We start from the raw sequence: 15028 nt of genomic DNA on the forward strand, positions 1-15028 counted from the left end.
AGGCGACGAACTGCGCATTGGCGGCCCACGCGGCTCGTTCCTGGTGGCCGATGACTTCGATCGTTATGTATTGATCGGCGATGAAACCGCATTGCCGGCAATCGGCCGCTGGCTGGAGGCGATGCCGGCCGACCTGCAGGCAGAGGTATTCATCGAAGTGGCCGATGCCGCCGAGCGGCAGGCGTTGCTGAGTGCGGCCGATGTCGATGTGTACTGGCTGGAGCGTAACGGCTTCGATGCAGCCAGCAGCACCTTGCTGGAAGATAGCCTGCGCGACTACGAGCCGCACGACGGCGACACGTTCTACTGGATCGGCACCGAGTCCATGCGCGCCCGTGCAATGCGCAAGTTCATCGAGGAACACCTGGGCGTGGACAAGGAATGGATTCGCGCGAAGGGCTACTGGAAGGCACATTCCGCAGAGGAATGATGCAACACGCGCTTCTTGTTGGGACGCGCTGGCGCGCGAGCGAATTTTATTGAGATCGCGTGCCTTGTGCCGGGTTCGTCGGCAACGCGGTCGCGGCCAGGTCCGCTCCTACGTAGGCTGGCGTGCTCGCTGCCACGGATGGGGTGCAGCATCCTCGCGTAGGAGCGCACCCGGGCGCGCGACGGGGCTTGCCCAAAATTGCCGCACCTTGTCGGAGAGTGTGTCGGTAACGCGGTCGCGGCCAGGTCCGCTCCTACGTGGGCTGGCGTGCTCGCTGCCACGGATGGGGTGCAGCATCCTCGCGTAGGAGCGCACCTGGGCGCGACGGGGCTTGCCCGAAATGGTCGCGCGTTGTCGGAGAGGGTGTCGGTTCGGTAACGCGGTCGCGGCCAGGTCCGCACCTACGCAAGCGCGCGCCCGGAGTGGCAACGCGTTTGCATGCACAAGCAAAAGCCCGCCGATTGGCGGGCTTTTGGATTGCGGCATCGGGCGGCTGCGCGCACCGATGCCGCGATCTGCGCGGGTCTCGGAACGGCTAACAACACGTAGCGAGCGGCCGTCAGGCGGGTGCGGGCGGCGCGGAGGAACCGCAATGTACGAGTGGTACATGAGGATTCCGAGCACCGACCGCGCCCGCCTGGCGGCCGCGCAGCAGTTTTGCTAGCTGCTCTTACTTCGCGGTAGCGGCGTCGCCGGCCTTGGCCTGCAGCGCTTCGGTGGTGATGCGGATCTTTACTTCGTCGCTGACGTTCGGGGCGTACTGGCCCACGCCGAAGTCGCTGCGCTTGATGGTGGTGGTGGCATCGAAACCGGCTGCCGGCACCTTCTTCATCGGGTGCTCGCCGGCACCGTTGAGGGTGACGTCCAGCACGACCGGCTTGGTCTGGTCCTTGATGGTCAGATCGCCAGTAACGGTCAGCTTGTTGGTGCCGGCCGCTTCGACCTTGGTGCTCTTGAAGGTGGCGGTCGGGAACTTGGCCGCGTCGAAGAAGTCACCGCTCTTCAGGTGCTCGTCGAACTTGGCGGTAAAGCTGTTCAAGCCCGACAGCGGCAGGGTGACCTGCACGGTGGACTTGGTCACGTCGGCTGCGTCGTACACCAGGGTGCCGTCGACATTGCCGAAATGCGCGCTCGGGTTGGAGAAGCCGAAGTGGCTCCATTGCGCAATCACGTCGGTGTGGCTCGGGTCCAGGGTGTAGGTGCCGGAGGCGACCTGCACGGCCGGGGCGGTCGAAGCGGCCGCGTCAGCGGCCGGGGCAGCAGCGGCATCCGCCGGTGCAGTGGTCGCGGCCGGGGCGTCGGCCGCCGGTGCGGCGGTGTTGTCGGCCGGCTTGGAGCAGGCGGCGATGGCCACGGTGAGGGCGAGCGGCAGCAACAGCTTGTGGGTGATCTTCATTGGAACTCCATGTGATGAGAGACGCGTTGGATCAACGCGGATGGGGCAAAACGCAGACGGACGAGGACTGCAGGAAACTGGACGACACACACTTCTTGCATGCGGTGATCAGCGCGGATGTGCGGCAGGCTCGATAGCGAGTTGACCGCACGACCTGACCGCCTGCCGGCACCGACTGCGCTCACGCGGACACGAGCGCACGTGCTGATCACAACATTCCACACGCAGGAAAAACAACGCAGCACTCACGCTTCAAAAGCACACACCCCGTGCATGCGATCACCGGCAGCCCGCATGCAGCGCCGATGTTGCATCACAGGCCGCACTGCGCTGCCACGCTCACTCGAAGCGCGCGGCTTCGTCGAAGCTCAGGCGCGGCGACCGCGGGAACAGCCCGGCCGGATCGCCGTAGCCGAGATTGACCAGGAAATTGGACTTGATCGGCGTGCCGGCAAAGAACGCCGCATCGACCTTGGCATTGTCGAAGCCGGACATCGGGCCGGCATCCAGCCCCAGCGCGCGCGCGGCCAGGATCAGATACGCACCCTGCAGCGAGCTGTTGCGGAATGCGGACTCGGCGCGGCCCTCACGCGGGCCGTCGAACCAGCTCTTGGCATCGGCATGCGGAAACAGGTACGGCAGCTTCTCGTGGAAATCCTCATCGTGCGCCACGATCACCGTCACCGGTGCGGCCAGGGTCTTGGCCGCGTTGCCCTCGGACAGGGCCGGCTTGAGCTTGGCCTTGCCTTCGGCGCTGGTCACGAACACGAACCGCGCCGGCGAGCTGTTGGCGGCAGTCGGGCCCCACTTCACCAGCTCATAGAGCTCGCGCAGCACGTCCTGGCTGACCGGCGTGTCGGCAAACGCGTTTTGCGTGCGGGCGGTACGGAACAGCTGGTCCAGTGCGGCGGCGTTGAGCGAGTCGGACATGAGCACTCCAGAAGAGGGGAAAGGCGCCAGGCCGGGCGGCATCGGCGTCAGTGTGAAGACCCGCAGTGTAGAGTGGTGCGATTGCCGTCACACGGGTTCAATCTGAAACAAATCTATGTCGGATCTGAAACGATGAGGCTGACCTGGGCGCTGAGCGACGGCCGCGCCGGCAATGCGCGCCAGGCCGAAGCGCTGGCGCGGGCACTGCAGCCTGGCGCCTTCCAGCCGATGCATCTGCACGCACAGGCGCCCTGGCGCTGGGCGGCGCCGCGCCGGTTACCCGGAGCACGGGCCGCCTTCGGCGCTGCATTTGCGCAGCAGCTGCAGCACCCACCGGCCCTGGCGATCGGCTGCGGGCGTCAGGCCGCGCTGGCCACGCGGTTGCTGCGTGCACGCGGCAGCCGCAGCGTGCAGATCCTGGACCCTCGCCTGAACCCGCGCCACTGGGACCTGCTGATCGTGCCCGAGCACGATGGGTTGCGCGGCGCCAACGTGCTGACCCTGCTGGGCAGCCTGCACCCGGTGGACGATGCCTGGCTGGCCGCCGGGCGGGCCACCTTCCCGGAGCTGGGCGCCCTGCCCGGCCCGCGCCTGGCGCTGCTGATCGGCGGCCCGACCGCCCAGGTGCCCTGGACCGTACAGGACCTAGCGGCGCTGTGCGCGGCGCTGCGCGACCAGCTGCACGCGGCCGGCGGCAGCCTGCTGGTCACCGTTTCCCGGCGCACCCCGCCCGCGGCCCTCGCTCCGCTGCGTGCGGCCTGCGCCGGCCTGCCGCACCTGCTGTGGTGCGACGCGCGCGACGGGCCCAATCCGTATGCCGGCCTGCTGGGCTGGGCCGATGCGCTGATCGCCACTGCCGACTCGGTCAACCTGCTCTCCGAAGCCTGCGCCACACGCGTGCCGGTGGCGGCCGCGTTTGGCGCGCGCGCGAGCGGGCGCGTAGGCAGCTACCTGCAGACCTTGCGGCAACGCCAGCGCTTGCAGGCAGCCGATGAAGTGCTCGCGCCCGCTGTCGATATCACTCCAGTGCGCGAAACCGAGCGCATCGCCCTGCAGGTGCGCGCGCGCCTGTCGGCATGACCACGCGCCCGACGGTGGCACACGACACTTGATGTGCACGCCACCGCCGCGCAACGGCGCATTGGTGAGCACGCCGACCGATGTGCGGCGGCCGATCTGCTACATGCACGTTGGCGATCGCGTCCGGGTTGCGTGCACGTGCCATCGTGGTCGGTCGGCTGCTTCGCGCCGCCATCGGGCAGCGATGGCACGGCGAACCGCGCCCTCGCCACGGCGCGCGCCGGTGAGTTGCTGCGGCCTTGTGTACTGGCCCACTGCCACCGACCCGCGGATAATCCGCGTAACGCCTCTGCCCTGCCGTCATGTCCGCTGCCCCCGCCCCGCTGTTTGCTCCGCTCACCGCCCGTGCCTTGACCTGGGCGGTGCTGGCAATGGGGGCGGTGGTGCTGTTGTCCAACGTCCTGGTGCAGCACCCGATCAACGATTGGCTGACCTGGGGTGCGTTTTCGTATCCATTGGCGTTTCTGGTCAGCAACCTGATCAACCGTCGCTTCGGACCGCGTGCGGCACGCACGGTGGCGTGGTGCGGCTTTGCACTGGCGGTGGTGCTGTCGGTGTGGCTGGCGACGCCGCGCATTGCGGCGGCCTCGTGCACCGCCTTCATCGCCGCCCAGCTGCTCGACATCACCGTGTTCGACCGCCTGCGCAATGGCAGCTGGTGGCGTGCGCCGATCGTGGCCACCACCTGCAGCGCCACGCTGGATACCGCAATCTTCTGGAGCATCGCCTTCGCCGGTGCGGCGCTGCCGTGGGTGAGCTGGGCGGCCGGCGATCTGGCGGTGAAGCTGGGCATGGGCGTGTTTCTGCTCGGGCCGTTTCGCGCGTTGCTGTGGCGGAGCGCACCACGCCGCCCTGTCTGAAGCGCGGTGCGCTGTCGCTACCGAGGCGCGCCAGGCAACCACCCACCGCCCCTGCCCGCCTCCCGCAGACCGGTGCGCAACCGGACGCGCCGAGTGCACCGCCTGACCTGCGCCGTTGCCTCGCCTGCGCGCACCGGCGGCATCGGCCTGGCATGCACGACCGGCGGCTGCGGACAGCCGGCACCCGCGGCCCCGCTAGAGCGTGGCCGCGTCCTTGCCGGCCGGAAATGCCAGCCCCTGTGCACGCGCTGCGTTGAAGATGACGCTGCGCGCCTGCTGGATGGCCGGTGTCGGTGCGATCAACCGTGGACGCCGGTCCAGTGTGCACGCCAGCCCGGCCTCCACCAGCGCGGCATGCGCCTCATGCAGCGGCTGCGCCATCTCGACGGGCAACCACTGCGCCTGCACCAGCGCATCGATCACGCCAGGCGTATCGCAACATGCCAGCAACGGCCCATGCTGCGCGGCCTGCCCCAGCACGCCGGCCTGCAGCACGAATTCCAGGTCCACCAGGCCGCCGGCACCTTGCTTGAGATCCAGCCGGCCGGCATCGCTGCGATCGAGTTCGGCGCGCATGCGCGTGCGCATCTTGCGCACGTCGTCGTGCAGCAGCGCGGGGTCGCGTGTGCGGGTCAGCGTGTCGTGGCGCACCTGCGCAAAGGCCTCGCACAGCGCGGCATCGCCGGCAACCGCGCGGGCACGCACCAGCGCCTGATGCTCCCAGGTCCAGGCGCGCTCGCGCTGGTACTCGCGGTAGCTGGCCAGCGACGACACCAGCGCGCCCTGGCCACCGTCCGGACGCAGCCGCACATCGATGTCGTAGAGGCGGCCGGCACCGGTTTCGGCGCCGAGCAAGGCCATCACCTTCTGCGCCAGACGGGCGAACCAGCGCGCCGCATCCAGCGGCCGCTTGCCGTCGGAGCTGTCCACCGTGCGCGGGTGGTCGTAGAGAAACACCAGATCCAGATCCGAACCGAACCCCAGCTCCAGCCCGCCCAGGCTGCCGTAGCCAATGATGGCGAACAGGCCGCCCGGCACCTGTCCATGCGCGGCAACCAGCTCGGTGCGTGCCAGCTGCAGCACCACCTGCACCACGGCCTCGGCCAGCCAGGCCAGTTGCCGGGTGCTCTGCACCGCGTGCTGGCGGCCGTCGAGCGTGGCCAGGGCGATCCGGAAACTCAGCGCAAGCCGGCGCTCGTTGAGCTCGCGCAAGGCCGCCTCGGTGTCTGCGATCTGCAAGGTCTCCACGCAGGCAGCCTGCAGGGCCGCGCGATCCGGCAACGGGCCGCCGATGCGCGTATCCAGCAACTCGTCCAGCAACAACGGGTGCGCCGCCAGCCGCTCGGCCAGCAAGGCGCTGCGCGAGAGCACATCGACCAGCCGGGCCAGCGCGCTGGGCTGCTCGTCCAGCAAGGCCAGATAGCTGGTGCGGCGCAAGGTGGCCTGCAACAGGCCCAGCATGCGGCGCACGGCGGCATCGGGTTGGCTGGCCCGCGTGGCGGCGTGCAGCAGTGCCGGCACCACGCGATCCAGCCGCGCCCGCGCCGTGTCCGACAGTGCGTGCACACCGGCCGACTGCGCAAAATCGCCCAGCACCTGATGCGCGGTACCCGGGTCGTGCAGGCCAATGCCCAGCAGCGGCGTTGCATCGCCATCGGGCAGCGCGCGCCAGTAGTCGGCCAGCGCGTCCGGCGCGGTGGCCCGCACGCGTGGCGCCAGCAACTCGGCAAATTCGGCGGCCACACGCCGGCGGTGCGGGGCCAGCGCGTCCAGCAGGGCGGGCCAGTCGGCATACCCCAGGCCCAGCGCGATGCGTTCGCGATCCATCTCCGCCTGCGGCAAGGCGTGGGTCTGTGCATCGCGCAGCATCTGCAGGCGGTTTTCCAGCCGGCGCAAGAAGCGGTAGGCCGCGGTGAGTGCGGCGCCGTTGTCGGCTTCGATCTGGCCGGCGGCGATCAGCGCCTGCAGCGCGGGCAACAAGCGCCGCTCGCGCAGGGCCGGCTCGCGGCCGGCGCGGATCAGCTGCAGCGATTGGGCGAGGAACTCGATCTCGCGGATGCCACCGGGCCCGCGCTTGATGTCGTCCAGCCGGTCGTGCCGTGCCACCTCGGCGGTGATTGCCGCCTTCATCTCGCGCAGGCCATCCAGCGCGGTGAAATCCAGATAGCGCCGGTAGACGAACGGCCGCAGCGTTTCCAGCCAGGCTTCACCGGCGTCGATATCGCCGGCCACCGCGCGCGCCTTGAGCCAGGCGTAGCGTTCCCAATCGCGGCCTTCGCGCTGGAAATACTGGTCCATGCCGGTGAACGGCAACGCCACGCGGCCGGCAGTGCCGAACGGACGCAGGCGCAGATCCACCCGATGGCTGAAACCATCGGCCGTGGTTTCGTCGAGCAACTTGGCCAGCTGCTGCCCCAACCGCGCGAAATATTCTTCTGCCGCCAATGGGCGCGCGCCATCGGATTGGCCGCCCTGCGGATAGGCGTAGACCAGGTCCACGTCCGAGGAAAAATTCAGCTCGCCACCGCCCAGCTTGCCCAGCCCGAACACCACCAGCCGCTGCACGCTGCCGTCCGCGGCAATGACCTGGCCATGGCGGGCGTCGAATTGCTGCTGCAACGCCCGCAGGCCGCATTGCAGGCAGTTTTCGGCCAGCCGGGTCGCGCCGGCCAGCGTGGCATCCACGCTGTCCAGGCCCAGCACATCGCGCCACACCAGGCGCGTGGATTCTGCCGCGCGGTAGCGCCGCAACTGCACAGGCCAGGCCTGCGGCTGCGCCGGGTCGAGCACCGGCACCGGCAGCGGCGGCGGATCGGCCTGGATCAGGTACTGCAGCAGCGCCGGCTGGCGCGCCAGCGTCTCCAGCGCAAACTCGCTGGCGAGCGCGACCTGCTCCAGGTGTCGATCGACATCGCCACCAGGCCACGGCTGATCGGCAGGCAGTGCATGACGGACACGCGCGACAGTCCGCTCGATCAAGGCGGCGAGTGCGGCAGATGGGGATGTGGGAGGCGATGACATGCACGGATTCTGGCATTCCTGTGCGATGCCGGCATGTCGATGCCACCGCATGCGTCTGCGTCGTTGCACTGCGCAGCAGTGCTGCCACGGCAGACGAGCACACGTGGGCACCTGGACGTGGGCACCTCACTCCATGCGCGACCCGAGACCACACAACGCGTCCCGCGCATGCGCCTCCCCACGCGAGCCTTGCCAGGCAAGGCGTCAGCAATGTCGCAGCCGCCACCTGCCGCACCGAACATTGATGCGGCACCCGCAAGGCCCCGCATGTGACGACGTCTGCGGCCTTGAACATCTCCCTTACGGAACCCTGACAAGGGCCATGCTGCACTGCGGTTTTCGCATGAGGCATTGCCAATGTCCCCCACCTTGCTGCCCGCCGCATTGCTGCCCTCGCAGATCCCGCTCGATACCGACGGCAACGATCCCGCACTGCCGCCCAGCTTGCCGTTCCTGCATCTGTGGACCGGTCCGGATGGCAACAGCCGCCTCAATCCCTCGCAGTTGCCCGGCTTCGGCAGCAAAAGCGTGGGCGGCGGAGCGGCGCCACAATGGCTGCGGCCGTTCCCGGGCGAGGTGCTCGGCATCCAGTTTGCGGTGCTGCCGGTGGGCTGGGTGGGCGACTGGCACGAGAGCCCGCACCCGCAATGGGTGATCCCCCTGCGCGGCCGCTGGTTTATCGAAACCGGCGACGGCACATGGGTGGAAATGGGGCCTGGCGACATCCACTTCGGCCAGGATCAGGGCACCACCGATCAGCGTGGCCACCGCTCCGGTCAACTGGGCGATGAGCCTTGCCTGCAGATGCTGGTGCAATTTGCGCAATCGCCCGGGGCCGCCACTGCGCATCCGTTCGGTCATCCGGCGCCACGTTGATGGATAGCTACTGCCGCGTTCGCGCACCCGGCCCCGCCCAGCCAGCCGATTGCCCGCCACCCACCACACAGCACGCAGCCCTAGCTGGGCGGCTGGGTGACTCGCGGCTGCAGACCCTCTACGACCAGGCCACCTGGAGCGAGGGGCCGGCCTGGTGGCAGGCCCAGCGCATCCTGGTATGGAGCGATGTGGTCGGCCGCCGCGTGCTGGGCTGGCGCGAGGACGGCGCGGTGGATGTGCTGCTGGATGCGACCGCGTTCACCAACGGCAATGCCGTGGATACGCAGCAACGGCTGGTGCATTGCGAACACGGGCGCCGCGCCATCACCCGCAGCGACGGCGACGGCCAGGCGCACGTGCTGGTGAGCCGCTTCGAAGGCAAGCGGCTCAATTCGCCGAACGATCTGATCGTGGCGCGCGATGGCGCGATCTGGTTCACCGACCCACCCTTCGGCCTGCGCAAGCCCAGCCAGGGCTGCCCGGCCCCGCAGGAACTGGACCATCACGGCGTCTACCGGCTGCCGCCCGATGGCGGCGCATTGCAATGCATGACCACGCTGGACCACCCCAACGGGCTGGCGTTCTCGCCCGACGAACGCGTGCTGTATGTCTCTCAGACCCCCGAAGGCGGCCCGGGCGAGCCGGAGATCACCGCCTTCGACTGGCACGATGGCGCACTGCACAACCAGCGTCGGTTTGCGGTGGTGCCAGACGGCCTGGCGGACGGCTTCTACGTGGACCGCCACGGTTGGCTATGGAGCAGCTCCGGCGCCGGCGTGTGCATCTTCGACCGCGATGGGCAATGGCTCGGCCTGGTGCCGACGCCGGCAACGGCCTCCAATTGCACGTTCGATCTGGAACAGCGGCGGCTATTCATTACCGGCGGCAGCGCGCTGTGGTTACTGGAGCTGCCGCAATAAGCCATGCACGTCTGGCGATTGCACTGCGCGCGGGCCGCAGCCCCTTGTGGCGTCGCGAGGGCTTGCCGGGTTGGCCACCCGCGGGTCAGCGCTTGACCCGGCACGTTCAGGCAATAAAAAAGCCCGCTTGCAGCGAACTGCCAGCGGGCTTTGCTCCCTCCCCCACGTCGGGATGCAGGATCATAGTGCGCGCCCCGAATCCGACTTGCACGCTGCACTGCAAAACAACACCAGACAGTACAGAACTAGCAGGAATTCCTTCACGCGGTGATGGCGCCGCGGCGGTCACCGCAGCAGATCGGGCTGGGCCTGATACCACTGCGGGGCGCGCAGCAGATGCCATTCCGGCGTGTCGTTGCGCAGCCCCACTGCCGCACTCAACACACCCCAGCGCGCGAGCAGGCTGCCGCTGCGCTGGCTGCCCTGCAGGCGCAAACGCGCATCCACCTGGAAGCGATCGTTGCGTGCCTGCAAGCGATCGATCACCACGGCCTCGCCTTGCCACTGCGCACGGGCAGTCACTTGTGCCTGCCCAGCATCCACCAGGCGCAACATCCAGTTCGGGATCGAGTGATCGCGTGCGTACAGCGCCATTAGAAACGCCAGATCGCGCACCTGGATGCGCACGCGTCCATCCACGCCGATCGGCTGCCGCCATTGCATGCGCGTGTTCTCCAACGCGATGCGCGCCCACCAGCCATCGCGCCGTTGTCCATCGGGGCCGGTGAATCCGACATTGCGCAACTGGATGGTGCTGGCATCGAGACTGAATTGCTCCGCACGCAGATCGCCGCGTTGCAGGCGCAGGTCGGCATCCACATCGCCACGCAGCGCCAGCCCGGCAAACTGCAGGCGCGCCGCACGCGCGCCGATGCGCAGGCCGCCCTTGCCGATGCGGCCACCCGGCTCGATCTGCAGATCGCCGCTGAGCACGCCGCTGCCGCCGTCGAAACGCAATTGCTGCTGCGGCAGATAGCGGTTGTAGGCACGCAGGTCCGGCACGCGCGCATTGGCAAAGGTCAGGTGCGCACGCGTGGCATCGCGCAGGGTCGTCAGGTTGCGGACGTCGGCGCGCGTCTGCAGGTCCAGACGCAGATCGCGCCCTTGCACGAACGGGCGCGCTGGTGACTCGCCATGAGCAATTGAAAACTGCTGCATCTGCAACGCGAGTGCAGGCAGCAGTTGACCGTTTGCATCGGCGTCCACACGCAGATCGGCACTGGCTTGCCCGTCGATCGCATGCCCCATCACCCCGACATGCGCGCGCACATGCGGCACCTGCAGGCGGCTACCGGCACCGAGCTGGCCACGCGCGATGCGCAAATCCGCATCCACCAGGCCATCGCCTTCCAGCATGAGCCAGTCCACATCGGGAAACAGCGCAGGGATCCAGCTGAGCGAGGCCAGCTGCCAATGCAGCCGCGCATGCCCGGAGGTGCGCGGCAGCAGGCTACGCATGGATTGCAAGGGCAATTGGCGGCCCTGCACGCGCAGGTCCGCATCCAGCGTGAGCCCGGCATCGGCCGGCTCGGGCATCCGGATGCTCAGACGCATGTTGTCGTCCACCTGCAGCTGCGCAGCCAGCTCGCCCAGCACTGCTGCCGGAGTGCGCGTGCTGTCGTGCAATGGCGCCCGCCAATGCAGCTGGCTACCCGGCTGCAATGCGCCGCGTGTCCAGCGTAGTTCGCCATCGGCACGTCCCTTGCCGGGGCGCGTGGCAACCGTGTGGCGGCCCTGTGCCGTGCGCGTGACATCCAGCGCCGCAGTGTCGCCATGCACGGCCACCAATGCGTCTGTCAGTTGCAACAGCGCAAGCCCGCGCGCCTGATCGGCTGCATGCCGCGCAACGCTGGCTTCGAGCCGCAGCTGACCATTGCGCAGCACTTCGGTCTCGGCCCAGCGCACCTGCGCCTTGTCGAACGCAGCGCGCGACGGAAACACTTCCAGCGGCCCGCCGCGCAATTGCTTGAACAGGCCAAGCTGCAACTGGCCATCGCCCTCGATCTGCAATTGCCGCAGCGACAGCGCGTGCACCTGCTGCGCCTCGATGCGGTCGAATTGCAGGGTCCAGGCAGGCCTGGCCCCTTGGGTGACGGCTGGCGAACTGCTGGCTGAGGTGGTGGGTGTTGGTGGTGCTGATGCAGTTGCTGCTGGCGCCTTGGCCGATGCCGATGTCGCGACCGGCGTCGCGCTTGCTGATGGCTCTGCAGCGTGCGACGGGCTCGCAGTCGCGTGCGACGAAGCGGTTGTTGCGGTTGCGGCCAGGGCGCCAGGCTCAGCGGTGCCCGCCACGGCAGGGCCTGATCTGGGGCCTTGCGCCCTGCCTGCCTGCTGCGCCTGCGACGGCGCGGCCGGCCGCGTGGCACTGGCTGCATCCGGAACGGCGGTCGTCGCCTGCAGGCCGGCACGCACACCTTGCACCTGCAGGTGTGGCACCAGCAATTGCCGTCTCAGCAGCGGCAGCAGACGGACCTGCCCGCTCATGCGTCGGGCGCTGACATCCCAGCGGTTGCGCGTGGACTGGCCGTGCAGCGCCACGTCCCAGAGCACGAGCCGCCCCGGCCACCAGGTGACTGCGGGCCCCCAGTGCATCGCGAACTTGTCCGGCGTGCGATTGAGCGCTGCCGGGCCGAGCGGCGTGTTGAGCAGCAGATTGCCGAGCACCAGGTAGCTGGCATACAACGCGATGACCACCAGGATCGGCCAGCGCAATGCGGCGGGCGCTGCGCGCCAACGGGCGCGGACGGGCATCGTCATGACGGCAGGCTCCTGAAGACCGCGCACGCGGCGCCGCGCAGTGTGCCAAGCCGGCCGTGAGCACGGCGCGCAACCGCCTCGTGCGCCTTATGTGCGTGGTGCGCCTCATGCGCGTGATGTGCTGGGTGTGCCGATGCTCGATGTGCTGGATGTACCAGCAGGTGCGACTGTCAGCGGGCACGCCTTGCAACGGCGCGCAGAACGTCCGGATCCATCGTCGGCCGACCAGCGCCTGCAGGGTGCCGGGCGCCATCCCGCGACCCAACACCATGCATCCGCGCACCCTTCTGCATCACTGCAGCGTGGCTTACCCGACGGCGCTCACCGCGCTTGTCAGCGCGTGCCTGACGTGCGCTTGGACACTGGTGGCAACAAGCCGGGCTGCTTGTCGTACCACTCGCGTGCGCCGGCCAGATGCCATTGCCGCTGCTTGCCATCGAGCTCGATGCCGGCACCCAGCACGCCCCAGCGCAGATACAGATCGCCGCGGCGCTGGTCATCCTCCAGCGCCAGCCGTGCCCGCAAGGACAGACGCGCGTTTTCCGCATGAAGGTCGTCCACCGTCAGTTGCTGCTTGCGCCAGCGCACGCGCCCGGTGGCATCCAGTTCGCCCGAATCCAGCAAGCCCAGCACCCAGCGCGGGTAGTCTGCGCGCTGCGCGAACACTGAGAGCAACGGGGCGATATCGCGCATGCGAATGGCCGCATCGGCGTCCACCTGGAACGGTGCCTCGGCCTGGATGGTGCCGGCACCGACCTGCAGTTCGCCCCACCAGTTGGCATCGCCACCATCGTCGCCCACGCGCATATTGCGCAGGCGTACCCGCGTACCGCTGAGGTCGAAGAACTTGTTCTTGAAATCGGCGCGTTGCAGCCTTGCCTGCAACTGCGCATCGCCACGCATCTGCACGCCAGCCACTGCCAGATGCGCGCCCTGCCCCCGCAGATTCGCATGCCCGTTGCCAACGTCGCCAGATGCATTGAGCGCCACATCGCCGGTCAGGCTGCCGCTGCCACCGAGCAGGCGCACGTTGTTGCCGGGCAGATAGCGGTTGTAGACGGTCAGGTCGGGCACACGCGCATCGCTGAAACGCAGCTGCGCCTTGAGCGTCTCACTCAAGCGGGCCAGTTCGGCATCGCCATGCATCGCCAGCTGCAGATCGCGGCCATCCAGCAAGATCTGTTTCGGCGCGTCGCGCGGCGCCGCCTTGAACGTGGGAATGCTGACGTCCAGATGCGCCTGCGGCGTGGCGGCATCGTCGATGCGCCCGTGCGCCTTGGCGATGCCTGCCAGGCGCGTATCGAACACCTGCGCCACGGCCTCGACACGCGGGATGTCCAGGGTGCTGCCACTGGTCAGCCGGCCCTGCGCAAGACGCAGATCCGCTTCGACCAGACCACCGCCTTGCAGCTGAAACCACGGCTTGCGCACGAACAGCTCGGCGATCCAGTTCAAGGATTCGAACTTCCAGCGCCCGCGCACCTGCCCCGACAGACGCGGCAACACCTGCGCGGGTTGCTCGAACGGAATGCTGCGCCCGGCGATCCGTAGATCGGCCTGCAGTTCGCTACCGGTCGTGTCGTCGCGCGGCAGCCGTGCCTGCACGCGGATGTCGCGCGCCACATCCAGCTGCAATGCCAGCATGCCGCGGTCGGTGGCACCGACACCGGCCAGCAACGGCAGCCGCCACACCGCGTGGCTGCCCGGCTGCAGGGCACCGCGGTCCAGGGTGATGTCGGCCTCCACGCGCGCAGCAGACGGCCCGCTGCGGATATCCACGTGCGGCGCACCGGTATCGATCTTCAGCGCCACCGTCGCGGCCTTCAACTGCAGGCGTGCGTGGGTGATCCCGAGCTTGCGCAGGCCCGGCGCCTGGTCGCGGTAGTGGCGCGGAAACTGGAACTGCGCGTCCACCTCGGCACCGTTGAACACCTGCACACCGTCGTAGCTGACCACCGCATCGCGGAAGCCCGCCTCGGACGGAAACAGCTCCGACGGCCCGCCCTTGAGTTGCTTCAGGAAGCCGACCGTGCCGTGGCCGTTGCCGGCGATCAGTAGCTTGCCCAGGCGCGCACTGCGGATGCTGTTGCTGGTGATCGCATCGAAGCGCAGCGTCCAGCCGGTATCGCCGCGCGGCGGCGGCGGGATGGGCGTGTCGGCGGTCTCCACCTCGGCGCTCAGGCCGGTGGCGTGCAGCCACGGCAGACGCACCTCGCGCCGGAACAGCGGCAGCAGCGCCACGCGCGCATGTGCGCGGTCGGCGTGGAAGACGTACACGGTGCGATTGGCCTGCCCGCGCATGCGCACGTTCCAGGCCATCACCTGGCCCGGAAACAGCGTCAGCGCCGGGCCGGTCTGCATGGTGAACTTGTGCGGCTGCCGGTTGGTGGTGGCATCGAACAACGGCGTGTTGAGAAACACGTTACCGGCCAGCAGATACAGCGCGTAAAGCACCAGCAACACGCACACTGCAACACGCCACGGCCGGGGCCAGCGCTGGAAGCGATCGCGAACAGAGGGCATGGGCGCAGGCAGGCAGGAATCTGTCGCCACTATCGCGGTTGGGCCGGCGGCGAAGCGTGAACACTGGACGCGACGCGTGCCGGCGGGGTGAGCGGCGCAGCGGATGGATGCTCCGCAGCGAGCGGCGCCAGGCGCCGACAGCGGTCGCGCTCGCCGGCACTCCCCCTCCTGAAGCGATTACGGGGACTGCGCCATGCGCTTGGCCATTGCACCAAGGTCGCACCCCGGCCGCTGC

Annotated in this window: 10 protein-coding genes and 1 other RNA gene; 5 read left to right on the forward strand and 6 right to left on the reverse strand. The window is 68.7% G+C overall.

From position 1 onward, the window contains the following. A partial coding sequence (locus tag OZ10_RS11235; RefSeq protein WP_039564892.1) for a siderophore-interacting protein occupies positions 1–430 on the forward strand: 430 nt, incomplete at its 5' end. Positions 431–963: 533 nt separating this feature from the next. On the opposite strand, the gene OZ10_RS20635 is transcribed toward OZ10_RS11235, so the two are convergent. The 3 genes from OZ10_RS20635 to OZ10_RS11245 form a co-directional block, all read right to left on the reverse strand. Continuing rightward, positions 964–1039, reverse strand: a non-coding RNA gene (locus tag OZ10_RS20635) — sX9 sRNA. 61 nt (positions 1040–1100) lie between these two features. After that, entirely contained in the window at positions 1101–1826 is a 726-nt protein-coding gene (locus OZ10_RS11240; RefSeq protein WP_081419468.1) for a YceI family protein, read from the reverse strand. 339 nt (positions 1827–2165) lie between these two features. Further along, positions 2166–2756, reverse strand: a complete 591-nt coding sequence (locus tag OZ10_RS11245) for a malonic semialdehyde reductase (RefSeq protein ID WP_039405157.1) — start codon at positions 2754–2756, stop codon at positions 2166–2168. Positions 2757–2888: 132 nt separating this feature from the next. On the opposite strand from OZ10_RS11245, the gene OZ10_RS11250 reads away from it, so the two are divergent. Next, on the forward strand, positions 2889–3836 hold the full coding sequence (locus tag OZ10_RS11250; protein ID WP_039564893.1) for a mitochondrial fission ELM1 family protein: 948 nt from the start codon (positions 2889–2891) through the stop codon (positions 3834–3836). A gap of 302 nt (positions 3837–4138) precedes the next feature. Continuing rightward, positions 4139–4696, forward strand: a complete 558-nt coding sequence (locus OZ10_RS11255; RefSeq protein WP_039405153.1) for a VUT family protein — start codon at positions 4139–4141, stop codon at positions 4694–4696. A gap of 195 nt (positions 4697–4891) precedes the next feature. Here OZ10_RS11255 and glnE read toward each other — a convergent pair whose 3' ends face one another. After that, a complete protein-coding gene (gene glnE / locus OZ10_RS11260) occupies positions 4892–7717 on the reverse strand; it encodes a bifunctional [glutamate--ammonia ligase]-adenylyl-L-tyrosine phosphorylase/[glutamate--ammonia-ligase] adenylyltransferase (RefSeq protein ID WP_039564911.1) in 2826 nt (941 codons plus the stop codon). Between the two features lie 357 nt (positions 7718–8074). Here glnE and OZ10_RS11265 point away from each other — a divergent pair, with 357 nt between their 5' ends. Continuing rightward, positions 8075–8593 carry a cupin domain-containing protein gene (locus tag OZ10_RS11265; protein WP_039405151.1) on the forward strand — a complete coding sequence of 173 codons (519 nt, stop codon included), beginning with the start codon at positions 8075–8077 and terminating at the stop codon, positions 8591–8593. After that, on the forward strand, positions 8593–9513 hold the full coding sequence (locus tag OZ10_RS11270) for an SMP-30/gluconolactonase/LRE family protein (protein ID WP_039405149.1): 921 nt from the start codon (positions 8593–8595) through the stop codon (positions 9511–9513). Before OZ10_RS11265 ends, OZ10_RS11270 begins: the two co-directional genes overlap by 1 nt. Before the next feature lie 285 nt (positions 9514–9798). On the opposite strand, the gene OZ10_RS11275 is transcribed toward OZ10_RS11270, so the two are convergent. Continuing rightward, entirely contained in the window at positions 9799–12270 is a 2472-nt protein-coding gene (locus OZ10_RS11275) for a hypothetical protein (protein WP_039564896.1), read from the reverse strand. Between the two features lie 333 nt (positions 12271–12603). Next, positions 12604–14793, reverse strand: a complete 2190-nt coding sequence (locus OZ10_RS11280) for a translocation/assembly module TamB domain-containing protein (RefSeq protein WP_039405145.1) — start codon at positions 14791–14793, stop codon at positions 12604–12606. Positions 14794–15028 lie beyond the last annotated feature (235 nt).

This window comes from Xanthomonas cannabis pv. cannabis, assembly GCF_000802365.1.
Classification (GTDB): Bacteria; Pseudomonadota; Gammaproteobacteria; order Xanthomonadales; family Xanthomonadaceae; genus Xanthomonas; species Xanthomonas cannabis.